The sequence below is a fragment of the Exiguobacterium sp. N4-1P genome (assembly GCF_002214325.1).
The window spans coordinates 1,936,121-1,958,975 of sequence record NZ_CP022236.1; the positions used below are offsets into that span (position 1 = coordinate 1,936,121).

23 protein-coding genes and 2 other annotated features (1 of these 25 only partly in view) are annotated in these 22,855 nt (G+C 43.9%); of the genes, 3 read left to right on the forward strand and 20 right to left on the reverse strand.

Annotated features, from left to right (window positions below; all coding sequences use genetic code 11):
- The first annotated feature begins 141 nt into the window (after positions 1 to 141).
- Entirely contained in the window at positions 142 to 675 is a 534-nt protein-coding gene (locus A0126_RS10110) for an HD domain-containing protein (protein WP_029330997.1), read from the forward strand.
- 39 nt (positions 676 to 714) lie between these two features.
- Here the strand turns inward: A0126_RS10110 and A0126_RS10115 are convergent, their stop codons facing one another.
- The 5 genes from A0126_RS10115 to A0126_RS10135 all read right to left on the reverse strand — a co-directional run bounded on the left by A0126_RS10115 (position 715) and on the right by A0126_RS10135 (position 6,671).
- Complete coding sequence (locus A0126_RS10115) at positions 715 to 1,668, reverse strand: ABC transporter ATP-binding protein (RefSeq protein ID WP_029330998.1); 954 nt, start codon at positions 1,666 to 1,668, stop codon at positions 715 to 717.
- The gene (locus A0126_RS10120; protein ID WP_088837495.1) at positions 1,668 to 2,741 is read right to left on the reverse strand and encodes an ABC transporter ATP-binding protein; all 1,074 of its coding nucleotides are present in this window, start codon (positions 2,739 to 2,741) and stop codon (positions 1,668 to 1,670) included. Before A0126_RS10120 ends, A0126_RS10115 begins: the two co-directional genes overlap by 1 nt.
- A 27-nt stretch (positions 2,742 to 2,768) precedes the next feature.
- A complete protein-coding gene (opp3C, locus tag A0126_RS10125; protein WP_088837496.1) occupies positions 2,769 to 3,800 on the reverse strand; it encodes an oligopeptide ABC transporter permease in 1,032 nt (343 codons plus the stop codon).
- The gene (opp3b, locus tag A0126_RS10130) at positions 3,800 to 4,726 is read right to left on the reverse strand and encodes an oligopeptide ABC transporter permease (RefSeq protein WP_088837497.1); all 927 of its coding nucleotides are present in this window, start codon (positions 4,724 to 4,726) and stop codon (positions 3,800 to 3,802) included. The genes opp3C and opp3b overlap by 1 nt, the downstream gene beginning before the upstream one ends.
- A gap of 337 nt (positions 4,727 to 5,063) precedes the next feature.
- A complete protein-coding gene (locus A0126_RS10135) occupies positions 5,064 to 6,671 on the reverse strand; it encodes a peptide ABC transporter substrate-binding protein (protein WP_088837498.1) in 1,608 nt (535 codons plus the stop codon).
- 271 nt (positions 6,672 to 6,942) lie between these two features.
- Between A0126_RS10135 and A0126_RS10140 the strand changes: the two genes are divergently transcribed.
- Complete coding sequence (locus A0126_RS10140; protein WP_088837499.1) at positions 6,943 to 7,323, forward strand: DUF3899 domain-containing protein; 381 nt, start codon at positions 6,943 to 6,945, stop codon at positions 7,321 to 7,323.
- 60 nt (positions 7,324 to 7,383) lie between these two features.
- Positions 7,384 to 7,592: a binding site (T-box leader), on the forward strand.
- A gap of 50 nt (positions 7,593 to 7,642) precedes the next feature.
- Complete coding sequence (gene trpS / locus A0126_RS10145) at positions 7,643 to 8,647, forward strand: tryptophan--tRNA ligase (protein ID WP_239456910.1); 1,005 nt, start codon at positions 7,643 to 7,645, stop codon at positions 8,645 to 8,647.
- Between the two features lie 105 nt (positions 8,648 to 8,752).
- Here trpS and A0126_RS10150 read toward each other — a convergent pair whose 3' ends face one another.
- The 15 genes from A0126_RS10150 to alaS form a co-directional block, all read right to left on the reverse strand.
- A complete protein-coding gene (locus A0126_RS10150; RefSeq protein ID WP_088837501.1) occupies positions 8,753 to 10,396 on the reverse strand; it encodes a peptide ABC transporter substrate-binding protein in 1,644 nt (547 codons plus the stop codon).
- A 208-nt stretch (positions 10,397 to 10,604) separates the two neighbouring features.
- Positions 10,605 to 12,152, reverse strand: a complete 1,548-nt coding sequence (locus A0126_RS10155) for a peptide ABC transporter substrate-binding protein (protein ID WP_088837502.1) — start codon at positions 12,150 to 12,152, stop codon at positions 10,605 to 10,607.
- Positions 12,153 to 12,414: 262 nt separating this feature from the next.
- Positions 12,415 to 12,513, reverse strand: a complete 99-nt coding sequence (locus A0126_RS19850) for an IS3 family transposase (protein WP_369834720.1) — start codon at positions 12,511 to 12,513, stop codon at positions 12,415 to 12,417.
- Positions 12,514 to 12,613: 100 nt separating this feature from the next.
- Positions 12,614 to 13,855, reverse strand: a complete 1,242-nt coding sequence (gene fabF / locus A0126_RS10160) for a beta-ketoacyl-ACP synthase II (RefSeq protein WP_088837503.1) — start codon at positions 13,853 to 13,855, stop codon at positions 12,614 to 12,616.
- 1 nt (position 13,856) lies between these two features.
- The gene (locus A0126_RS10165) at positions 13,857 to 14,801 is read right to left on the reverse strand and encodes a beta-ketoacyl-ACP synthase III (protein WP_088837504.1); all 945 of its coding nucleotides are present in this window, start codon (positions 14,799 to 14,801) and stop codon (positions 13,857 to 13,859) included.
- 107 nt (positions 14,802 to 14,908) lie between these two features.
- Complete coding sequence (mtnN, locus tag A0126_RS10170; RefSeq protein ID WP_088837505.1) at positions 14,909 to 15,616, reverse strand: 5'-methylthioadenosine/S-adenosylhomocysteine nucleosidase; 708 nt, start codon at positions 15,614 to 15,616, stop codon at positions 14,909 to 14,911.
- Positions 15,617 to 15,669: 53 nt separating this feature from the next.
- A complete protein-coding gene (greA, locus tag A0126_RS10175) occupies positions 15,670 to 16,143 on the reverse strand; it encodes a transcription elongation factor GreA (protein WP_088837506.1) in 474 nt (157 codons plus the stop codon).
- 56 nt (positions 16,144 to 16,199) lie between these two features.
- Positions 16,200 to 16,847 carry a uridine kinase gene (udk, locus tag A0126_RS10180; protein WP_088837507.1) on the reverse strand — a complete coding sequence of 216 codons (648 nt, stop codon included), beginning with the start codon at positions 16,845 to 16,847 and terminating at the stop codon, positions 16,200 to 16,202.
- 16 nt (positions 16,848 to 16,863) lie between these two features.
- Complete coding sequence (locus A0126_RS10185) at positions 16,864 to 17,505, reverse strand: O-methyltransferase (RefSeq protein ID WP_029331012.1); 642 nt, start codon at positions 17,503 to 17,505, stop codon at positions 16,864 to 16,866.
- Between the two features lie 71 nt (positions 17,506 to 17,576).
- Entirely contained in the window at positions 17,577 to 18,725 is a 1,149-nt protein-coding gene (gene mltG / locus A0126_RS10190) for an endolytic transglycosylase MltG (protein WP_088837508.1), read from the reverse strand.
- 79 nt (positions 18,726 to 18,804) lie between these two features.
- Positions 18,805 to 19,098, reverse strand: coding sequence for a DUF1292 domain-containing protein (locus tag A0126_RS10195; protein ID WP_029331014.1), 294 nt, complete (start codon positions 19,096 to 19,098; stop codon positions 18,805 to 18,807).
- Positions 19,085 to 19,372, reverse strand: coding sequence for a DUF1292 domain-containing protein (locus tag A0126_RS10200; protein ID WP_029331015.1), 288 nt, complete (start codon positions 19,370 to 19,372; stop codon positions 19,085 to 19,087). The genes A0126_RS10195 and A0126_RS10200 overlap by 14 nt, the downstream gene beginning before the upstream one ends.
- A gap of 13 nt (positions 19,373 to 19,385) precedes the next feature.
- A complete protein-coding gene (gene ruvX / locus A0126_RS10205) occupies positions 19,386 to 19,808 on the reverse strand; it encodes a Holliday junction resolvase RuvX (protein WP_029331016.1) in 423 nt (140 codons plus the stop codon).
- Entirely contained in the window at positions 19,805 to 20,074 is a 270-nt protein-coding gene (locus tag A0126_RS10210; RefSeq protein WP_029331017.1) for an IreB family regulatory phosphoprotein, read from the reverse strand. Before A0126_RS10210 ends, ruvX begins: the two co-directional genes overlap by 4 nt.
- Before the next feature lie 34 nt (positions 20,075 to 20,108).
- The gene (alaS, locus tag A0126_RS10215) at positions 20,109 to 22,751 is read right to left on the reverse strand and encodes an alanine--tRNA ligase (RefSeq protein ID WP_088837509.1); all 2,643 of its coding nucleotides are present in this window, start codon (positions 22,749 to 22,751) and stop codon (positions 20,109 to 20,111) included.
- Between the two features lie 67 nt (positions 22,752 to 22,818).
- Positions 22,819 to 22,855, reverse strand: a binding site (T-box leader); it runs 185 nt beyond the window's last position.

Consider the following 22,855-nt stretch of genomic DNA (forward strand, 5'->3'; position numbering starts at 1 on the left):
ACGTTTGCCTAAATTCTATTCCTACTTCGGTTAATTAAATGTGTGAGATTGTTGCGTTCATTTAAGCAGAGAGTTGCAATTACTTGCAAATTCACGTAGAGTATATAGAAATACTTACTCGTTGAAAGGAGCATTTCAGTTATGCCAGTTACTTTAGTTACAATTATCGAACACCCGATTGCCCAAAAATATTTAGAGCGTTCTGGGCTCAATCATGCGATTTCCGTTGCGGAACGGGCATTGACGCTTGCGACACAGCGTGGTCTTGATGCTGATTCGGCGACAAAAGCAGCACTGCTTCATGACATCGGCCATTATGAATGGTATACGGATGGAACATGGAATTATGATCTTTACCGTCAAAATGATATTCATGCGATTAAAGGAGCAGAACGTGCCCATAAGTTATTAATTCGTTTAGGGGAAGAGCCGGCACGCGCAAAAGAAATCTCGCTTGCCGTCCTCTTACACACGGATTCATATCTCCCACCAGGTACAATTAACCGGACCCCACTCCAACAACTCGTCCACGATGCCGATACGTTAGAAGAGCAACCGGGTGGTTTGCATCATTATGAGAAAATCCCCTTTGATGAAGCCGTCAAACGTCTTGATGCATTAGATTCAGTTGTCCATCGCTTTAGTAACCTTCCACGAATCGCTTCCGAAAACTAAAAAAAGGCATTCCTGAACGATTCAGGAATGCTTTTTTTATTAGACGAGTTGTGCTTGATACGCTTCAAGCTCAGCATCCGTCATCGAGACGTAATGTCCCGGCTCGATTTCACGAAGTGCAGGGATACTCGAATCTTCACTCGATTTACCAACGGCTCCGCCTGTCGGGCGATCATAGACAATCCGTTTACGTGTCCGTTCGTGCTCTGGATCCGGTAGCGGGATTGCAGATAAGAGCGACTTCGTATACGCATGAACTGGGTTCTCGTACAAACGATCCGCATCACATAACTCAACAAGGTGACCTTGATACATAACACCAATCCGGTCCGAAATATATTTAACCATCGAAAGATCGTGGGCGATGAATAAATACGTCAAACTGCGATCACGTTGTAATTGTTTCATCAAGTTGACGACCTGTGCTTGGATGGAAACGTCAAGTGCCGAGATCGGCTCATCGGCAATGATGAAGTCCGGTTCTACTGCTAGTGCACGTGCGATCCCAATCCGTTGACGCTGACCACCAGAGAATTCGTGGGGGTAACGACTCGCGTGTTCTTTCGTCAAACCTACTGTTTCTAACAAGTCGTAGACACGGTTATCTCGCTCTTCTTTTGATTTCGCAAGTCCGTGGATATCAATTCCTTCTGCGATGATATCTCCGACTGTCATCCGTGGATTTAGAGATGCGTAAGGATCTTGGAAAATCATTTGCATCGCACGGTTGAACTTCAATTTTTCTTTACGTGATTTCTTCGCATGGACATTCTCACCTTTGAACAAGACTTCCCCGTCTGTCGCATCGTAAAGTCCGATAATCGAACGACCCGTCGTCGATTTGCCGCAACCTGACTCTCCAACAAGACCAAGTACTTCTCCTTCATAAATATCAAATGAAAGTCCGTCTACTGCTTTGACGACACGTCCTCGTCCAATATTGAAATGTTGCTTTAGATTTTTTACTTCAAGTAATTTATTACGGTTTTCCATTACTTAAGACCGCCTTTCAAAAGCGACTTCGCAAATGTACTATCTGGACGATATTTCAGTGCGAGGTCACGGATGGCTGCTGGTGGTTCTACGTAAGGAGCTTGTGGATGTAACAACCACGTTGCTGCTTCGTGTGTATCAGTGATACGGAAGAACGGAGGTTCTTTCTCGAAATCAATTTTCATCGCATATTGATTACGTGGTGCGAATGCATCACCTGTAGGCGGATGAAGCAAGTTCGGTGGCGTACCCGGAATCGCCGGTAAGTCCTGCGAACGGTCATCTGAAGGGCGTGGCATCGATCCGAGAAGTCCCCATGTGTACGGGTGGCGTGGTTCATAGAAAATCTCATCAACCGTACCTTTTTCAATCAATTTCCCAGCATACATAACAGCTACGCGGTCGGCCATGTTCGCCACGACACCGAGATCATGCGTGATGAAGATGATTGCTGTACCTGTTTTTTGTTGAATGTCTTTTAAGAGCTCTAAAATCTGAGCTTGAATCGTAACGTCGAGTGCTGTCGTCGGCTCATCGGCAATCAAAACTTTCGGGTTACATGCTAACGCAATCGCGATAACGATCCGTTGACGCATCCCACCTGATAATTGGTGTGGATATTGTTTTAAACGTGCTTCCGGATTCGGAATCCCTACGAGCGTCAATAATTCGAGCGTCCGTTTTTTTGCGACATCCCCTGTCAAGCCTTGGTGACGTTTCAAACCTTCTGCAATCTGTTTGTAAATTGTCATCGTCGGGTTGAGTGATGTCATCGGATCCTGGAAGATCATTGCGATGTCACGACCACGAACTTTTTGCATTTCCTTGTCCGACAACTTGACTAAGTCACGGTCTTCGAAAATAATTTCACCATTCGTGATCTCACCAGGAGGATTCGGAATCAGTCGCATGATTGCTTTTGATGTAACCGACTTTCCTGAACCAGATTCACCAACGATTGCAAGTGTTTCACCTTTTTTTAAATCAAACGATACGCCACGGACGGCTTGTACCGTCCCGGCATACGTATGGAAAGCGACGGTTAGGTCGCGTACAGATAAAATAGTTTCCATTGTGGATGAACTCCTCTCTAATTTCCGTTAGCGGCGTAGACGTGGGTCAAACGCATCCCGTAATCCATCGGCCAACATGTTAAAGCTGATCATTAGGAGTACGATGACCGTCGATGGCACGACAAGCAAGTAAGGGAACGTCTTCAATTCTTTGTACCCTTCGTTGATCAATGTACCAAGGGACGGTTTCGGTGGAGCGAGACCAAGTCCAATGAAGCTAAGGAACGCTTCGAAGAAAATCGCACTAGGAATCGTGAACATAAGTGAGATGATAATAATTCCAAGAGTATTTGGAATCAAATGCTTAAAGATTAAACGTGAGCTAGAAGCCCCAAGCGTACGTGCTGCGAGTACAAATTCCTGATTCTTAAGTTTCAAGATTTGTCCTCGAACGAGTCGACTCATCCCAATCCATCCGGTGATGGTCATCGCCAAGATAATCGTCGTGATCCCCGGTTCAAGAATCAAGATGAACAGAATGATTAAGATTAAGTTCGGAATCCCGGTCAGGATTTCCGTAATACGTTGCATGATGTTATCAACACGACCGCCATAGTAAGCAGAAAGTCCACCATATGTGACACCGATGATGACATCGATGATTGCAGCCATGACACCAATAAAGAGTGAAACGCGTGTACCTTCCCAGACACGTGACCAAGAGTCACGTCCGAGATGATCCGTTCCGAACCAGTAGTTTTCTGTTACTTGTTTTTGCTCGTAAAAATCAATTTCTTTATCACCTAATGTTGCCATACCATCAAATCCGGCCCACTCAAGCCCTGTTACTTTTGGTGGTAGTTTCGCTTGCGTGATTGTTTGCGTGTAAGCATCGCGCCCTGAAATCATCGGTCCGAAGATTGAAAGTAACGCAATGATAAGAATGATGATGAGCGAAAGAATCGCTGCTTTATTTCGAATAAGACGCGTCCAGGCATCTTGCCAGAAATTTAAACTTTTTCCGGCGATACGCTCTCCGGCTTGTTCGTTGAACTCAACCGTTTGAAACAGTGACGAATCGAATTGTTCCGTTTTTGCATTTGAATTTTGCTCTGCCATTATTCATTACCCCCCAAACGAATCCGTGGATCAACGACACCGTACAGTAAGTCGACGATCAAAATCATAAGGATGAAGACCGCTGAGAAGAACAGTGTTGTTCCCATGATGACTGTATAGTCATTTAGCGTGATTGATGATACGAACAACTCACCAAGACCCGGTACAGCAAAGATTCTTTCAATGACGAGTGTTCCTGTGATTAAGGCAGCAGTCATCGGTCCAAGAATCGTAATTGCTGGAATCAAGGCATTACGCACCATGTGTTTCCACGTGATCGATTGTCCATCTAGTCCTTTTGCCTTAGCAAGCGTGACATAATCCTGTCCTGTTACCTCGAGCATCTCCGTTCGAACAAAACGAGCGATGGAGGCAGTAACTCCTAAGGACAAGGAAATTGTAGGCAAAATCGTATGTGCTGGGCTTTCCCAGAAGGCGACCGGCAAAATGCCCCATTTCACTCCTACGTAGTATTGAAGAAGCGAAGCAAATACGAACGACGGTATTGAAATACCGAGTACTGATGCAAACATCGCACCGTAATCAATCGCTGTGTTATGACGTAGTGCCGCAACGACACCAAGTAAAAGACCTGCAAAGACACCGAGTATAAGTGCTTGTGCTCCTAATTGAGCTGACGGTCCGATCCGTTCCATGATTAAATCTGTAACAGGACGGCTATCATATTTAAATGATACTCCTAAGTCACCTTGGAACAAGTTAACCATGTACGCTGCGTAGCGTTGTGGAAGTGGATCATTCAAGTTGTACTTATCCCGAAGGATATTCAATTGCTCAGGAGAAAGCTTTTCCTGGTTTTGGAACGGTGAACCTGGTAACAGATCCATCAAGAAGAACGTGAATGAAGCGATGAGTAAAAACGTCAGTACGCCGTAAGTAAGGCGTTGAGCTAAATAACGGCCCATAGATGGCACCCCCTATAAAGATTTTTCTGTTTTTTTCGAAAACATCAATAAAACCAGTATGACGTAAAATTGTCGGAACATTCAAGAATTTTGTTGTAAAATTTTAAATTCTTTTTTGTCCCAACCTGATATGATGCCCCCCCATGATCACTGTTTTTTCACAGTTAACCAATATTTCAGAATTTTTCGTTTGATTCCATTATACTTTGCTAACAAAGTAATTAGAACATCTTTTTTACAAATAGTTCACATTTCGTTTAGAAATGATTACACATTCAGAAAAAGTAGTATAAAACAGGAGCGTTCCCTGAACCTAATTCGGGACGCTCCAGTTTTTTTACTTCATATCAACATATTTGTATTGGAAATCCGCACCAAACAATTGGCGTTTGAAGTTTTCAACTGTCGGACGGCTCAAGTAAGCTGCACCTGCTTGATACAATGGCGCAATTGCTTGATCTTTCTCGATCAATTGGGCTTCCGCTTGCTTGAACAAGTCGAGACGTTTCGTAACATCTGCTTCTTTATTGGCAGCATTCAACAACTTATCATATGCTGATGAGTCGTAATTAACATCGTTTTGACTATTTGTTGATTCAAAGATCGACAAATTCGACATTGGATCTTGGTAATCAGGACCCCAAAGTGAATACGACATTTGGTAGTCACCTTTAGACTCTAAATCGAGTTTGTTCTTGAATGGCTGTTGTTTGATTGAAACTGTCACGTTCGGCAAGTTTCTTTCAATTTGACCTTTCATGTACTCACTTGTCTTTTTAGAGTCTTCGCTGTCGAACGATAATAGTTCAATCGTTGTTTTCTTATCGCCATTTGCTTTTTTCCAAAGATCAGCTGCTTCGTTCCCATCACGATCGAACCAGTTAATGTCACTCGTATAGTCTTTTCCAGCTTCATCTTTAATGAAGTCTTTTGGAATGAAGCTTGTTGTTGGAATCGAACCATTCGCAAGTAACGTTTCCGTGATGCCTTTAGGATCAATTGCGCGAGCGATCGCTTTGCGGGCATTGACATCTTTCATCGTCGCATCTTCGTTATTGAACTTCAAATAAGCGATCGTAGAACGTAATGCCGTATTGAATTCAGGTTTCGATTCATAAACAGCAACTTGTTCAGATGTTAAGCCAGCATAATCGATGTCATTCGATTCATACAGGTTAGTAACCGTTGACGAATCTTTAACGACACGAATCGTTACTTCGTCAAGACTGACGGCATCTTTATCCCAATAGTTTTCATTCTTAGTCAAGACACGTTTTGAATCTGTTTTCCAAGAGGTCCAAACGAATGGTCCGTTGTATAACAATTTATCCGGTTGAAGTGAAAAGTCTTTTTCGTTCTTTTTATAAAAATCTTCACTAATCGGTGTATATGTTCCAAATGACGTCAGTGACAAGAAGTACGGCGATGGACGCTCAAGTGTTACTTCAAGCGTTTTATCATCAAGTGCTTTGACTCCTAATTCATCAACTGGTTTTTTCCCTTGTGAGACAGCTGCACCATTTTTGACGGTATCAAAGATATAGGCATATCCTGAACCTGTTTCTGGATCAACTGCACGTTTCCAAGCAAATTCAAAATCTTGTGCTTTGACTGGAGAACCATCAGACCATTTCGATTCACGAAGTGTAAACGTGTACGTGAGGTTATCACTCGAGATATCTGTTTTTTCGGCTAGTGCAGGAATCGCCTTACCTTCTTTGTCTAACCGGTAGAGTCCTTCCATCGTGTTCCCAATCATATCAAATGCGACTGAATCCGTTGCTTTAGCCGGGTCGACCGTCGTAATATCGGACGTACTCGTTAAGCGCAAGTTTTTCTTGTCTGAAGAACCTGAATCTTTATCTCCGCTCGTCGAACATCCTGCAAGGACTACACTCCCTGCTAGCATGACTGATAACGCGAGACCGACAGTTTTTTTCTTCATCGGTGAGTCATCTCCTTTTCAATTTTCAAGTTGCCATAAACAGTTATGACATCAATAACGTTGGATCGAATCCACATGCATTCCCCAAAATGCATTGACCTGGTTTCGAAAATTCAAACGAAGTGATAAGTTGATTTTATGTGAGAATAACAATAACGTCAAGTGAATAGTCACACTATTTGCTGTTTTAAGATATATAACCGTAATAAATTCGTAACTTTCGGGAGCATTGCGTATAATGAATTCATAATCCATATTAAGGGGGACTACTATGCGTTTTCACTTGTTTCGTCCGATTTTAATCGCTTTAATTTTATCGATTATTTACACCATTTGGGCGAGTTTCACGGATTCAACCCATTCTTTTTTTTATCACTTTTCGGGTGGGTTATTTATCTCAGGATTCATCTTAATGGCAATCGGATTATTTTCTAACATGTCTGCAAATGGATTTTTTAGAGGACTGACTGCCGGGTTCAAAAAACAACGTGAGGCAAGATTACGAGAAATCGATGGTGAGTATCACGAGGACGAGGATGAAGAGCACGAAGTGTATGAAGAAAAGCGGAAACGTTCTTTAAACCGGACAGGGCCATACTTGTCTAGCGGCTTATTGTGCATTGTTTTCTCATTGCTTTTATCATTCGTTTAAACGAATTTTTCGTGACGCTAGACAATGGTCTATGGTAAAATCTTGTTAAGTTACATGTATAATAACACGGTGAAGAAGAGTAGTACATCGAGTCGTCACTTTAAGAGAGTCCATGGTTGGTGTGAATGGATAGTGGATGCAGATGGAATGGACTTCGGAGTGGCTGACTTGAACAGTGAAGTAGAGTCAGACGGGATTGCCCGTTACAGCAGTTTAGAGCGGCTATTATCATAGCAACTTGGGTGGCAACGCGATGACTCGTCCCTTGATTATTCAAGGGACGAGTCATCTTTTTTTATTCTATTTTCGGAGGGAAACGATTATGAAAACGATTTTTTCAGGTATTAAACCAACCGGTACAGTCACGCTAGGAAACTACATTGGGGCGATGAAGCATTTTGTCAACTTACAAGATGAGCATGATGCCTATTATTGTATCGTCGATCTCCATTCGATCACAGTCGAGATTGACCGTGTCGAGTTGATGAACAATACACGTGCCCTCGCTGCACTGTATATTGCAAGTGGTCTCGACCCAGAAAAAGCGACGATTTTCGTCCAATCAGAAGTCAAAGCACACGCGCAGCTCGGATGGATGTTAACGTGCCTAGCAGGTATGGGTGAACTTGAACGCATGACGCAATATAAAGATAAATCACAAGGAAAAGAGCGGATTGGCGCAGGTCTCTTCGTCTATCCGACGTTAATGGCCTCTGACATCCTTTTATATGATGCGGAACTCGTCCCTGTCGGTGAAGATCAAAAACAACACATCGAGTTGACACGCGACTTAGCACAACGATTCAATAGCCGGTACTATGAGACCTTTAAAATGCCTGAGCCAGTCATCGCAGAAACAGGTGCTCGTATCATGAGTTTGACGACACCAGAGAAAAAAATGTCTAAAACAGATACGAATCCAAAAGGCTACATCACGATGCTCGATGAACCAGCTAGTATCCGTAAAAAAATTAAGTCGGCCGTGACGGATTCGGAAGGAATTGTTAAGTTCGATCGGGAAAACAAACCGGGTGTCTCAAACTTACTCGAAATCTATTCACTACTCGCTAATATCTCCATCGCCGAGCTCGAAGCGAAATACGAAGGTTCAAATTATGGTGTGTTCAAAGCAGATGTTGCTGAAGCAATCATTGCCGAGCTCGAGCCGATTCAAAAGCGCTATTATGAGTTAATCGATTCAGAAGAACTCGATGTCATTTTAGATCAAGGCCGTGAAAAAGCTGACCTCGTCGCTTCTCGTAAACTTGCTAAAGTAGAAAAAGCCATGGGGCTCCAACGCAAACGTGCTAAAGTCAAAAAATAATCAATTCTTTCATTAAAAAAGGTCCCGTGCTCTTTGTGTAAAGAGTATGGGACCTTTTGTCAAAAAAAGAGAGCATCTCTACACTAGAGACGCTCTCTTGACATTTTATTTACCTTCGATCGAAGCCCATTTGTAAGAGAAGTCTGCGCCGAAGTTATGCTCGACAACACCTTTTACGTATGGTTTAACGAGGAACGCACGTCCACGTTGATAAACAGGTGAGATTCCCGCAGAATCAAGAAGGATTTTCTCTGCTTCTTGAAGCTCAGACCAACGTTTTGCTGCATCCGTTTGTGTTTGTGCATCTTTGATGAGTTTGTCGTACTCTGGATCTGACCAGTCACCACGGTTATATGGTCCATCAGTCAAGAAGAGATCGAGGAACGTCATTGGATCTTGATAGTCAGGACCCCAGCCTGCGAATGAGAATTCGAAGTCGCCTTTGTTTTCAAGATCAAGTTTGTTTTTGAACGGTTGTTGCTTGATTGTGACTTTCATACCTGGAAGGTTCTTTTCAAGCTCGCCTTTCAAGAACTCACCGATTTTCTTCGCATCATCACTATCATAGTTAAGAAGCTCAAGTTCGACTGAATCTTTGCCGATTTCTTTTAAGCCCTCTTCCCAAAGTTTTTTCGCTTCATCCGCATTGAACTCGTTGAATGTTGGATACTTTTCACGGAAGTCTTTTCCGTCAGCATCTTTCGCGAAGTCTTTTGGTACAAGATAGTTTGCTGGAAGTGATCCGTTTGCAAGGATGACATCCGTGATTCCTTTTTTGTTATATCCCATGTCGATCGCACGGCGAATTTTTTCATTTTCGAGTGCTTCAACTTTCGTATTCAAGTAAAGGTAGAAGATTGTTGATTCACCTTTAGTTTCAAATTCTTTATTATCTTGATACTGAGCTACGAATTCAGATGAAAGACCTGTACGGTCGATCGTCCCTTTTTCGTAAAGGTTAACAGCAGTCGAAATTTCTTTTACGACCTTAACATTGATCGTGTCTAATTTGACGCTATCTTTATCCCAGTAGTTATCGTTTTTAACCATTTTCCAGCCTTGTTCACGTGTCCATTCTGTTAACTTGAATGGTCCATTGTAAAGTGATTTGTCAGCTGTCGTACCGAAGCCCTTACCGATTTCTTTCGAAAGTTCTTCCGATTTCGGCATGAATGGACCGAATCCAGTCAATCCGAGGAAGTAATCTGCAGGTGATTTTAATTTTACTTCGAACGTTTTATCATCAACTGCTTTAACGCCTACCGCGTCACGCTCGCCTTTTTTCGTGTTGTATTCTTCAGCACCTTCGATGTTGTAGAATACGTACGCATATTGCGATGCGTTTTCTGGGTTAAGCACTTCTTTCCAAGCGTACTCGAAGTCTTTTGCAGTGATTGGTGTACCATCAGACCAGTTAGCATCACGTAGCTTGAACGTGTACGTCAATTTGTCGTCAGAAACCGTATGGCTTTCTGCAATACCTGGTGTTGGCTGTTGCTTGTCATCCAAACGGTAAAGACCTTCCATCGTGTTGTTCAAGACGTTGAAAGAAACAGCGTCCGTAGAAGTTGTTGGGTTAAGCGTCGGGATATCCGCGCTTTCGATCAGGTTAAGCGTCTGCTCACTTGATTTTTTGTCCGAACCGTTATCGCCCGATGAATCATTTGAATCAGTCGTCGAACAAGCAGCAAGGAATGCGCTTGATACGAGCGCTACCGAGGTAGCGAGTGCAAAACTTTTCTTTTTCATGATACGATGACCCCCCTAAAATTTCCAAAGCTAGTAATCTAAAGTTTTTGTCCGAAAAAAAGTAGTACTTTTTGGCCGAACAAAACTCTCCGTTACAAATAGTTTACAATGTTCTGATAATTTTGCAAAGCTTTTATCCGATTTTTCTAAATATTTTTTCAAAAAAATAAGAAGGACATGGGTGCATCCCATGTCCTTCCTTAATTGATTAATTCGATTTCTTTACTGTTCGAAGCAAATATTCAGGTCCATAAATTGGCACCGTCAAGCCGTTTATCCCTTCTTTTACCAACATATTTTCCGTTGTCTGATAAAGTGGAATAATGACCGCATCTTTTTCAATCAATTTTTTTTCAGCAGTTCGATAACCTACAGTTTTTTCTTTTATTGTCTTTACATTTCTTGTTTCTTTAATCAATTTGTCATATTCTTTTGAATTGTAATTTACTTTATTCAAAGGATTATCGGATACGAATTGATTTAAATATGCGAGAGGACCTGGGTAGTCAGGCATCCAGCCTGTCAGCGTCATGGAAAAATCACCAGATTGTTCAAGGCGTATTTTATCTTCGATATCTACATTTTTAGTAACAATATCGATTCCAGGCAGCTGCTTTTCAAGAATTTTTTCAATTGTTTTCCCTAGCTCCAATGCTTTTTGATCATCAAAATTCAACAATTCAACCTTCACTTTTTTCTTAGTTGCCTGTTTCCACTTTGTCGTTGTTTGCTCTTGAGGTGGAGAAATCCAGTCACTCGCCGTTACTACAAAACGATTCGTCGGTTTCCCTGATAATCCGAGCGGCAAGTTCAGTGTTTGTTGATTCATCAGTGTAGAAGAGATGGCTTGACGGGCATTTCGACTTTTAAATAATGGGTCGTTCATATTAAAGGCCAGATAAAAGACTCCGCTCCGACTTTTTTGATAAGTAGGCTCGTCCCCCATCAAAAGATTTGTATCAAATCCTTCAATTAATGGCAACATGTCTGCCTGATCATTTCGATATGCTGTCACCTGATCTGACATACTTTTAGCGGTGATACTTTTGACGGTATCGAGCTGAACCACAGTCGCTTGATGATAATGATCATTTTTTTCAAGCATGTAGGATGCCTTTTTCATCTCACGCATTTTAAATGGACCATTTTCATTCAAATCCGACCATTCGCTTACTTCAGGTTGTGGATAAAAGACAGACATGGCCAGTAATTGTGATAAATCCGAAACCGGCTGATTTAATTCAATGATTAGCGTTGATTTTCCTTCTGCTCTAACACCAAGTTTATTCGGTGGGAGTTCGCCATCATTGACTTGTCGTCCATTTTTAAAAACTTCAAATAAAAAACCATATGGTGAATTTGTCTCATTTGAAGCAACACGTTGAAAACTATCAACAAAATCTTGCGCTTCGACTGGCGTACCGTCAACGAACTTTGTTTCTTTTAGTTCAATCGTGTACGTCAAGCCGTTATCCGAAACAGTCATCGTTCGGGCGAGACCTTTTCGGACAGATGGACCGCCAGTAAACACAAATAGTCCTTCATATAATTGTGCAAGCAACGTTTGTGAACGATTATCTGTTGCCTGTGCAATATCCGGTACTCGTGGCATCGATGACTCAATGATTGTCATATGCTGTTGTTGCTTTTTTGTAGAGGCTTCCTCTGTTGTGTTTTGTTGAAACACAACGAATCCACTAATGATTACTCCGATTACTAAAAACATTAAAACAAACAGTTTAAATTGCTTAGACATATTTTTCCCCTTTTATTTTTAAAGTGACTCTATTATTCAAACAGAATTCAACCAAAAAAGCGACCTTACTGTCTTATTGACAGTAGGTCGCTCCAGGCTGTAGACAAAGTGTTATCAAGAGATAAAGCATTTTTTTCGTTGCTTTCCTCGGGCGTTGCGCAAGCTGTTGCTCCTTGGATCCTAGCGGCCAACGAGCAAGGTCTTGCCTGCCTCTGACTGAACTGCTCCCCGTCAAGTAGACAGGTCAAATAATATAAATTTTTTAAACGGCTTGAGCCCTGAATTCCAGCGGACTTAAGCCGTTTAATCGTTTTTGATACCGCAGCTCATTATAAAATCGAATGGACAATGCGTTAAACACGCACTTTTCCCGTAGGAGTCAACGAAATATGACACTTTTTAGGTAATACCGTGACGGAAAACCGGGCATGCAGGCGGTTTAGAGCGCAATCCTTCAAGAATTATGCTTGCTGGTACCGCTTAAAGACGAGTGATGCATTGTGCCCACCAAAACCGAGCGAATTGCTTACTGCATACTCGACGTCCCATGCTCTGCTACCTTCACGAACGTAATCTAAATTACAGCCTTCGCTTGGTTGTTCGAGATGAATCGTCGGGTGAACCGTTTGTTCTTGCAACGACTTGATTGTTGCAATCGCCTCGACGCCACCTGCACCACCGAGTAAATGACCGATCATTGATTTCGTCGAGTTCACAGCGAGTTTCGCTGCATGTTCTCCGAAGACCGTATGAATGGCTTTCGTTTCCAGAACATCATTCATTGGCGTACTCGTACCATGCGCATTGATATATTGAACAGCAGTTGGCTCGATGTTCGCATCTTGAATCGCCATCGCCATCGCACGTGCGCCTCCATCACCATCCGGATCTGGAGCAGTAATATGATACGCATCTGCAGTCAGACCGTATCCACTGACCTCTGCGTAGATTTTTGCTCCACGAGCAATCGCGTGATCGTATTCTTCAAGGACGAGAATGCCTGCCCCTTCTCCCATGACAAATCCATCGCGTCCCTCATCGAATGGACGGCTCGCTGTATTCGGGTCATGATTTGTCGACATCGCTTTGTTCGCACAAAAACCGGCGAACGCTAAGTTCGTGATTGGTGCTTCCGCCCCACCGGCAATCATGACATCCGCATCACCACGTTCGATTACGCGTAACGCTTCACCGATTGCATTCGTACCTGAAGCACAGGCAGTGACAGAACAGTTATTTGGACCTTTCGCTCCTGTATAAATCGAAACTTGACCACTAGCCATATTCGGAATCATCATTGGAATGAAGAACGGGCTGACACGACGATGTCCGCGCTCAAAGTAGATTTTCGCTTGTTTTTCAATCGTCTCCACGCCACCAATCCCTGAACCAATCCATACGCCTGTACGTTCAGCATTCGACTTGACATCAAGTCCTGCATCTTTGACAGCTTCCATGCTTGCGACCAGTGAATAGTGAACAAATCGATCCATCTTGCGTGCTTCTTTTGCTTCGATGAATTCTGTAATATCAAACCCTTGTAACTCACCCGTCACTTTTGTTGGATACTCATCGATATCAAGTCGCTCCATCGGACGAATCCCGTTTTCACCTGCTTTTAATGCATTCCAAAATGTATCCACATCATTTCCAATCGGTGTTAGTGCACCCATACCAGTAACTACTACTCGTTTTCTCGTCATCTTATATGTTCTCCCCTTTAGTCCAAGTAATGTAAGAAGCTCCCCAAGTCAATCCGGCACCAAAGCCTGCGAGAACGAGTGTCGTTCCCGGCTGTAGTCGCCCTTGACGCCGCGCTTCTTCTAAAGCCAACGGAATCGAAGCCGCTGATGTATTTGCATGTTCATCAATCGTGACGATGACTTTCTTTTCATCGATGCCTAATCGTTCGCGTGCCGCGTCGATAATCCGTAAGTTTGCTTGGTGCGGAATCAATAAGTCAAGTGATTCCAACGATCCGTTCGCTTTTTGAATGACTTTATCGACAATCTCTGGTAATTTTCGAACGGCAAATTTAAACACTTCTCGTCCGTTCATTTCAATTGGCCCATCCAACTCTTTAAACAACAGATGCGCTCCTCGCCCATCCGTTCCGAGTTCAAACGCATTCAACCCTTGCTGTTCTGTTGGTCCGAGGACGACTGCACCCGCACCATCTCCAAATAAAATTGCTGTCGACCGGTCTGACCAGTCGACGATGCTCGACATTTTTTCTGCCCCAATGACAAGCGCATATTTAGAGTTCGTCGTCTCCATCATGCTTGATGCTGTTTGAAGAGCGAAAATGAAGCCGCTGCAGGCAGCACTAACATCAAATGCCGTCGCGCCTAGCGCCCCTAACCGTTCCTGAACGATACAGGCTGTTGAAGGAAAGGCACGTCCCGTCGCTGTTCCGACGACAATCAATCCGATATCGTCTGCTGTTAGGTCCGCATCGATCAATGCTTGTTTAGCGGCCTCTGTCGCTAAATCCGTTACATCGACTTCGTCTGTTGCAATCCGTCTTGCACCGATTCCCGTTCGTGTCCGAATCCATTCATCGCTCGTATCAAGCGTTTTCGCTAAATCATCATTTGTAATTCGACGTTCTGGTAATGACGTCCCTAGTCCTACAATCCCGATATTCATGTGGTCGCTCCTTTAGTATTAGTATCTGGTACTAATATAAAGCGTTAATCCTTTTTTGTCAAAGAAAAAAGAAGGGTCCCTTCAATCAAGGCCCTCCTCCGTCCACCTTACGCTTCTGAATCTGCTAGCGTTCGTACAACTTCCATGACCATCTTCGCAGAGTTAATCGACGCAATTTCTAAAAATTCATCAAATGAGAGTGAAGCTTCCTCATCTGCACTATCCGAGATCGAACGTGTTACGACGAAAGGAACATCGAATTGATGACAGACTTGTGCGATCGGTGCTGCTTCCATTTCAACTGCTGCGACGTCCGGGAAGTTCTTTTTAATGAGTGTCGAGCGCTCTGTATCCTGAATGAAGGAATCTCCTGTCACGATTAGACCGTGAACGACATTAATCGACTCCATCCGTTCGATGACGGCTTCAGCTGTCGCGACAAGTTTTTCGTCTGCCACGTAAGCAGCTGGCATACCCGGTACTTGTCCATATTCATATCCGAATGCTGTCACGTCGACATCATGATGACGGACTTCTGTCGAGACGACGACGTCACCGACAGTCAGCCCTGCCTTAAATCCACCAGCAGAACCCGTATTGATGACGGCACTGGGTTTAAAATGATCCAGTAACAATGTCGTTCCAATCGCAGCATTCACTTTCCCGATGCCTGATTTCAAGATGACGACTGGCACACTGTTCAACAAACCTTCATAAAAATGATAGTTAGCAATCATCGTGTCTTTTCGTTCAGAAAGTTCATTCCGAAGTAAGTTGACCTCTTCTTCCATTGCTCCAATGATAGCGATTGGCATACTCATTCCTCCATCATACAGAAAGCCGGATTGCTCCGGCTTCATCGTTTTATTTATTTAATCGATGTAATTTTTACAGCGAAATCTCCACCTGGAGCCTGTACCGATACTTTCTCACCTACACTATGTCCGAGTAAGCTTTTAGCGATTGGTGATTCGTTCGAGATTTTACCTGTGAACGGATCCGCTTCTGCACTTCCGACAATCGTGTACGTTTCTTCTTCATCATCTTCAAGAATCAAGAATGTGACCGTCGTTCCGATACTAACGACCGAAATATCCTTTTCTTCTTCAGAAATAATTGCTACGTTACGTAGCATTTCCTCAAGTTGTGCAATTCGTCCTTCGACCATCGCTTGTTCTTCTTTCGCTGAATCATATTCTGCGTTCTCAGACAAGTCTCCGAAAGATCGTGCAATCTTAATATTTTCAACTACTTCTTTACGGCGGACTGACTTCAGTTCGTTTAACTCGTTCTCAATTTTCGCTTTACCGTCAAGCGTCATATAATACTGTTTTTCTGCCATTTTTGTCACGCTCCTTTTTATTCCACTAGTATAGTATATTCACATCTTTTTTGGAATCAATATCCTCTTTCATCAAGTGCTGTTCGATAATCGAGTATGGCACGAATCTTCGTTACGAGGAGATCAATCGCGACATGATTCTCTCCACCTTCCGGAACGATGATATCTGCATAGCGTTTTGTCGGCTCACAAAACTGAAGATGCATCGGACGGACGACATTCGTATACTGCTCGACGACCGAGTCGATTGATCGACCACGTTCGTTGATATCACGTTGCATCCGTCGTAAAATCCGTACGTCCGCATCTGTATCGACAAACACTTTAATATCCATCAATTCCCGTAAACGCTCATCTTCAAGCGCTAAGATTCCTTCGACGATGATAACATCACGTGGATCGAGTTTGATCGTCTCCTCCGCTCGCGTATGCGCAACGTAATCATAAACAGGTTTTTCGACCGCAATGTTTTCACGTAACGATTTGATGTGGTTAATCAGCAAATCATTATCGAATGCAAACGGATGGTCATAATTTGTTTGATATCTTTCTTCCATCGAGAGTGTACTTTGATCTTTATAGTAAGCATCTTGCTCGATCATGACGATCGATTCGATCGGGAAAGCTGCGACGAGTGAGCGTGCGACTGTCGTCTTTCCTGATCCCGTACCTCCAGCAACGCCAATTACAACCGGTTTTTGCATTGATTTTGTTCCTCCATCATTCCGACTTGATTTTTCGACTTACGGAAACACCGTCTCCGAGTGGAAAAATCGTCGTATCGTATTGTTCTTGTTCCATCATCCAGACTGTGAATTCCTTGACGAGACGGACGAGTCGTCGTCTTCTTCGATCAAACGTTTTTGGATCTGTTTCTAAAACATCACCATGTAAAAACAGATTATCCGTGTATAAAATCCCGCCTATTGGCACAAGCCGCCCATAACCGTTGAAGAATTTTTTATACTGCCCTTTCGCCGCATCGATGAAGATTGCATCGAACTCTTGGTCAAGGGTTTCGGCTAATTCTACTGCATCTGCAAAAACGATGTCAATTCGGTCCGCGACATCTGACCGGGCGATGAATGCTTTTGCCTCTTCATACCGTTTTGCATTTCGTTCGACTGTCGTGATGCGTGCGTTCGGCAATGCACGTGCCATTCGAATCGCGCTATATCCAATTGCCGTCCCGAGTTCGAGTATCCGCTTTGGTTGTTGTAGCGTCAGCAAGGATAATAACACTTCTGACCCCGTCAATTCAATGATTGGGATGTGATGTTCCTTAGCATATGCTTCCATCTCTTCGAGTAGCGAATCACGTGGCTTAATCATTGCTTCAACATACGCTGTAAACTCATTCATTCGAACTACTCCTTCTCCGCATAAACAGGTTGACCTGGAACGAAAATACTCGTCCCAAACCAACCCGATGCTCATTGCTCTTTACTTGCTTCGTATTCAACCCATTCCGGTTTATACTTTACGACATTACGTTGATGTTCTTCATACGTCTCTTCGTAAAGAATCTGTCCTTTTGGATTTTTTTCACTCGGTGGCCGAGCAAAGAAATAAACATACTTTGTTTTATTCGGATTGAGTACGGCGAGTACGGAATCTTTACTGACTGTTGAAATCGGACCGATTGGAATCCCCTCATATTTATACGTATTGTATTTCGAGTTATTCTCAAGATCTTTCAATGTCGTTAATGCCGTGTTTTCCCCCGTACCATACCAGACTGTTGGATCCGACTGAAGTTTCATACCATCATCAAGACGATTTTTGAAAACGCCAGCGATTTCACGGCGGTCTTTCGCTGTTGCCGCTTCACGTTCAACCATCGATCCAAGACTGAGGACTTCATGGAATGTCATTCCTGATTCTTTAATCGCATCTGCATTTGCATCATAAATTTTTTCCATCTCGTCAAGCATCGTCTCAGCAATTTGATTGATGTTTTTCCCTTTATCAAATTCATACGTCGCCGGGAACAAGTAACCTTCAAGGGAGTAGAGTACTCCTTTTTGTTTCACTTCATCCGTTAACATCGGATACTTTTCAATCAAACTGTTGATGTACGTTTGATCCGTCAGTGCTTTACGAACAGCCTCTTGCTTAAAGCCCGTTGCTTTTGCAATCACGGCGATTTGCCGATCCATCGTAATCCCTTCAGGAATCGTCATCTTGACATCTGCTGCTTTCATGACTTTACCGGTTTTCAACTTATTGATGATTTCGTCCGGTGTCATCGCTTGCGTCAGCGTGTACGTTCCCGCTTGGAATGACGATTCATTCTTATAGCGAACGTAATAGCGGAAAATCGTTTCATTTGCAATCAATTCTTTGTCCTTTAGGATATTTGAAATCGTACTTGTTCCAGCACCTAACGGAATTTCGACTTTCACGGATTTTGTTGCGTCCGCGTTGACGGGTTCGAGTGAATTTTTTAAAAAGATATAGATTGCCGCACCTGCTACTAAGAAAATCGTGAATAACACTGAAAGGATGATGAGCGTAATCCGGCGTGATGTCCGGCGGCGCTTGTTTTCGATTTCAGCATTGTGCTTCCATTCGTTCTCCATCGGTTCCTCCTTTTTCTCTTAAAACAAGGTGACCTCGAAAGAGCATTGCTCCTTCGACATCACCTTATACACGAGTCGGTTATTCAAGCTCGTCTTCTAATGTATTGAAGACTTCTTCGATTTCATCCCACGTTTCCGTGTCATCTTCTTCGATCGGAACAAGATTGAAGTCATTGTCTCCGTCGCCATACTCGTCTAGTTCGTAAACGAAGATGTCGACTTCTTCCGCGTTGTCGTAGTCAGCACCGACTGGCTCGAGGAAGATATACGTTTTGTTTGAGCGTGGGCTCTCATAACGTAACCGCTCCATAAATTCGAAATCATTACCTTCACCATCTGGAATTACGTAACGTGTTGGTTCATTCTGTTGCATCATTCATCCGCTCCTTTAATGCAGTCTCGAGTTCATCCCAAGTCTGCTCATCATTTTCATCGATCAGGCTCAATTCAAAATCATCGTCGCCTTCTCCATACTCATCAATCTCACAGATGATTAAATCATCTGCGCCATCTTCTGGATTCCCTATCATTTCGAGGAACAGATACGTTTTCCCTGTTCGCTCGCTGACATAACGGTACCATTCTTCGAAAAGATGTTCGCCACCGTCTTCATCCGGAAAGAGATACTGGCGCTTTTCTTCAGACATCTCATTTCCTCCTTTACCGGTTCGCCCGATCCAAATACGATTGTAAGATCATGACTGCCGCCATCTTATCGATGACTTGTTTTCGTTTTTTTCGACTGACATCTGCGTCGATCAACATACGCTCTGCCTGCATCGTCGTGAGACGCTCATCGACGAGAACTGTTGAAAGTCCTGTCGCTGATTCGATTTCACGCGCGAACGCTTCACTTGCTTCTGCTCGCGGACCAATCGAACCGTTCATGTTTTTCGGATGTCCGATGACGATGATTTCGACACCGTACTCTTTAATGATTGCCTCTAGTCGCTTGAAGGCGACAGGATAATCGGGTTCTGTCCATTTGACGGTCTCGACGCCTTGCGCCGTCCAGCCCATCAAATCACTCACCGCGACTCCAATCGTCTTCGAACCGACATCGAGTCCGATCGCACGCTTCATTTTTTGTCTCCACTCTCCGACAGATAGGATTTGACGAGTTCTTCAAGCAATTCATCTCGTTCAATCTTACGGATTAGATTACGTGCATCATTATGACGAGGAATGTAAGCAGGATCCCCAGATAGAAGGTATCCGACGATCTGATTAATTGGATGATATCCTTTCTCTTCCAAAGCGTGATAGACCGTCAACAACACTTCCCGTGTCGCTGCTTTACTATCGTCTTCCGGAAAATTAAATTTCATCGTTTGATCCATCTGACTCACGTTAATCACCTCTTTCATTTACACTACTTTTCTATTATGCCAGTGATTGCGCATAATGTGAAGCATACGCCAACGCTTCATTTAATTTCGAAGCATCTTTCCCGCCTGCTTGGGCCATATCGGGGCGACCACCGCCACCGCCGCCACAACGTGTCGCAACTTCTTTAATCAATTTCCCAGCATGATAACCTTGGTCGATTAAGTCTTTCGAGACGCTTGCGACGAGGTTCACTTTGTCGCCTTGCGCACTGCCGAGGACGATGATTGCTGACTCGAGTGAACCTTTCAATTCATCCATCATCCCACGTAATGCCTCCATATCAGACACATCGACACGTTTCGAAAGGACTTGGACACCATTGATCAGTTCAACGTCATCTTTAAGTGATGCTGCTTCGATATTCGAAAGTTTTGCTTGGAGTGATTCGTTTGCGCGTTCTGTCTCACGTAATTGAACTTGTAACGCTTCAATTCGACTCGGAACTTCCGTCGTTTTCGTCTTCAGGACACGTGCTGCTTGTTCGAGCGTCTCAAGATGCGCATTCATGACACGATATGCACCAGCTCCTGTGACCGCTTCAATCCGACGTGTACCAGCACCGATACCTGATTCAGAAACAATTTTGAAAAGACCGATTTCCGCCGTGTTCTTGACGTGGATCCCGCCACATAATTCGATTGAATACGTTCCTGCCGATACGACGCGGACCGTTTCACCATATTTTTCACCGAACAGTGCCATTGCCCCTTTTGCTTTTGCATCGGCGATGTTCATTTCTTCGATATCGACAGCCAGCGATGCCCAGATTGCCTGATTGACATCCTGTTCAATCGTTTTCAGTTCATCTGCCGTGACTGCACCAAAGTGAGAGAAGTCAAAGCGGAGACGATCTGCTGACACGAGTGATCCTGCTTGATTGACGTGCGTGCCGAGTGTATCTTTTAGTGCTTTATGCAACAAGTGTGTTGCTGTATGGTTTTTCGTAATGGCTTTACGTGCTGCGCCTTCGACTTCTGCGATGACTGAAGCGTCCGCGAGTGCAATCCCCGTCCGAACGATGACCGTATGCAAGTTTTGACCGTTCGGTGCTTTTTGTACGTCTTTGACGTCTAAGACGAAATCTTTTCCTTCAATCGTTCCTGTATCCGCGACTTCACCACCGCTCTCAGCATAAAACGGCGTGATGTCTAAAATGACTTGTGCCTGTTCGCCTGCCGCGACTTCCGTGACATGTTCTCCATCATGAAGCAATGCGACGATCGTTGCATCCGTCTTCACATCCGTATAACCGACGAACCGGCTTGGTACCGTCAATGTCGCAAGAACTTCAGATTGCTGTTGCATCGATCCGCCATCTTCACGTGCCGCACGGGCCCGCTTACGTTGCTCATCCATCGCCCGTTTAAAGCCTTCTTCGTCAACTGCCATTTGATGATCTTCTGCATATTCGACTGTCAATTCGAGGGGGAAACCGTACGTGTCGTAAAGACGGAATGCATCTTCCCCACTAATCGTATGCTCTCCATTATTTTTAGCCGTCTGAGCGACCGTATTTAAAATCGCGAGACCATCTTGTAATGTTTCATGGAAACGTTCTTCTTCATTCTTGATGACACGTTTGATGAAGTCCGCCTTCTCTGGAACTTGTGGGTAAAAGTCAACCATGACGCCACCGACCGTATCCACGAGCTCGTACATGAACGGACGTTCGATTCCAAGCATCTTCGCATAGCGGACTGCCCGGCGAAGTAAACGACGGAGGACATACCCGCGTCCTTCGTTCGATGGCAATGCGCCGTCGCCAATCGCAAACGAAACTGTTCGGATATGATCAGCGATGACTTTGAATGCTACATCCAGCTTCGCGTCATCACGGTATTTTTTACCACTCATTTCTTCCGTCTTATGGATGATCGGCATGAACAAGTCCGTATCGAAGTTCGTCGGCACGTTTTGTAAGACACTAGCCATCCGTTCGAGACCCATTCCTGTATCAATGTTTTTGCGTGGAAGTTCTGTGTAGTTCCCGTTTCCATCATGGTTATACTGACTGAAAACGATGTTCCAGATTTCAAGATAACGTTCATTTTCGCCACCCGGGTAGAGTTCTGAATCGTTCGGGTCGTCACCGAAGTCTGGACCACGATCAAAGAAAATTTCCGTGTTCGGACCAGATGGACCTTCACCGATTTCCCAGAAGTTATCTTCGAGCGGAATGATCCGTTCAGCCGGAACACCGAGCTCAAGCCAGATTTGGCGTGCCGCATCGTCTTCCGGATGGATCGTAACAGACAAGTACTCTGGATCTAGACCGTACCACTCGTCACTCGTTAAGAGTTCCCAGCCCCATTTGATCGCATCTTCACGGAAGTAATCACCGACTGAAAAGTTACCGAGCATTTCAAAAAACGTATGGTGACGTGCCGTTTTACCGACGTTTTCGATATCGTTCGTCCGGATCGATTTTTGTGCATTGACGATTCGTGGATTGTCTGGGATGACACGTCCATCAAAATATTTTTTTAATGTCGCGACACCTGAGTTAATCCAAAGCAATGTTGGATCTTCCACTGGTACGAGAGAAGCACTCGGTTCCACAGCGTGACCTTTCGATTGGAAAAAGTCGAGATACATCTGACGGATTTGTGCGCCAGTCAACGGTTTTAATGGTTTCATCGAAAATACCCCCAATTAATTAATAAGTTCATCCTGAACGCAAAAAAAACGATGCATCATCCCCTAGGAAAGGGACGAAAGCATCGCTCTCGTGGTACCACCCT

Coding starts and splice junctions, on each gene's coding strand:
- ruvX (WP_029331016.1), bottom strand. CDS start 19,808: ATGAAGCGTGCGATCGGACTCGATGTCGGTTCGAAGACGATTGGAGTC.
- opp3C (WP_088837496.1), bottom strand. CDS start 3,800: ATGGCAGAGCAAAATTCAAATGCAAAAACGGAACAATTCGATTCGTCA.
- mtnN (WP_088837505.1), bottom strand. CDS start 15,616: ATGCCAATCGCTATCATTGGAGCAATGGAAGAAGAGGTCAACTTACTT.
- A0126_RS10165 (WP_088837504.1), bottom strand. CDS start 14,801: ATGAATATCGGGATTGTAGGACTAGGGACGTCATTACCAGAACGTCGA.
- A0126_RS10195 (WP_029331014.1), bottom strand. CDS start 19,098: ATGCAACAGAATGAACCAACACGTTACGTAATTCCAGATGGTGAAGGT.
- A0126_RS10140 (WP_088837499.1), top strand. CDS start 6,943: ATGCGTTTTCACTTGTTTCGTCCGATTTTAATCGCTTTAATTTTATCG.
- A0126_RS10185 (WP_029331012.1), bottom strand. CDS start 17,505: ATGAATGAGTTTACAGCGTATGTTGAAGCAATGATTAAGCCACGTGAT.
- A0126_RS10155 (WP_088837502.1), bottom strand. CDS start 12,152: ATGTCTAAGCAATTTAAACTGTTTGTTTTAATGTTTTTAGTAATCGGA.
- A0126_RS10135 (WP_088837498.1), bottom strand. CDS start 6,671: ATGAAGAAAAAAACTGTCGGTCTCGCGTTATCAGTCATGCTAGCAGGG.
- udk (WP_088837507.1), bottom strand. CDS start 16,847: ATGCAAAAACCGGTTGTAATTGGCGTTGCTGGAGGTACGGGATCAGGA.
- alaS (WP_088837509.1), bottom strand. CDS start 22,751: ATGAAACCATTAAAACCGTTGACTGGCGCACAAATCCGTCAGATGTAT.
- fabF (WP_088837503.1), bottom strand. CDS start 13,855: ATGACGAGAAAACGAGTAGTAGTTACTGGTATGGGTGCACTAACACCG.
- A0126_RS10110 (WP_029330997.1), top strand. CDS start 142: ATGCCAGTTACTTTAGTTACAATTATCGAACACCCGATTGCCCAAAAA.
- A0126_RS10200 (WP_029331015.1), bottom strand. CDS start 19,372: ATGTCTGAAGAAAAGCGCCAGTATCTCTTTCCGGATGAAGACGGTGGC.
- opp3b (WP_088837497.1), bottom strand. CDS start 4,726: ATGGGCCGTTATTTAGCTCAACGCCTTACTTACGGCGTACTGACGTTT.
- A0126_RS10115 (WP_029330998.1), bottom strand. CDS start 1,668: ATGGAAAACCGTAATAAATTACTTGAAGTAAAAAATCTAAAGCAACAT.
- A0126_RS10120 (WP_088837495.1), bottom strand. CDS start 2,741: ATGGAAACTATTTTATCTGTACGCGACCTAACCGTCGCTTTCCATACG.
- mltG (WP_088837508.1), bottom strand. CDS start 18,725: ATGGAGAACGAATGGAAGCACAATGCTGAAATCGAAAACAAGCGCCGC.
- greA (WP_088837506.1), bottom strand. CDS start 16,143: ATGGCAGAAAAACAGTATTATATGACGCTTGACGGTAAAGCGAAAATT.
- A0126_RS10150 (WP_088837501.1), bottom strand. CDS start 10,396: ATGAAAAAGAAAAGTTTTGCACTCGCTACCTCGGTAGCGCTCGTATCA.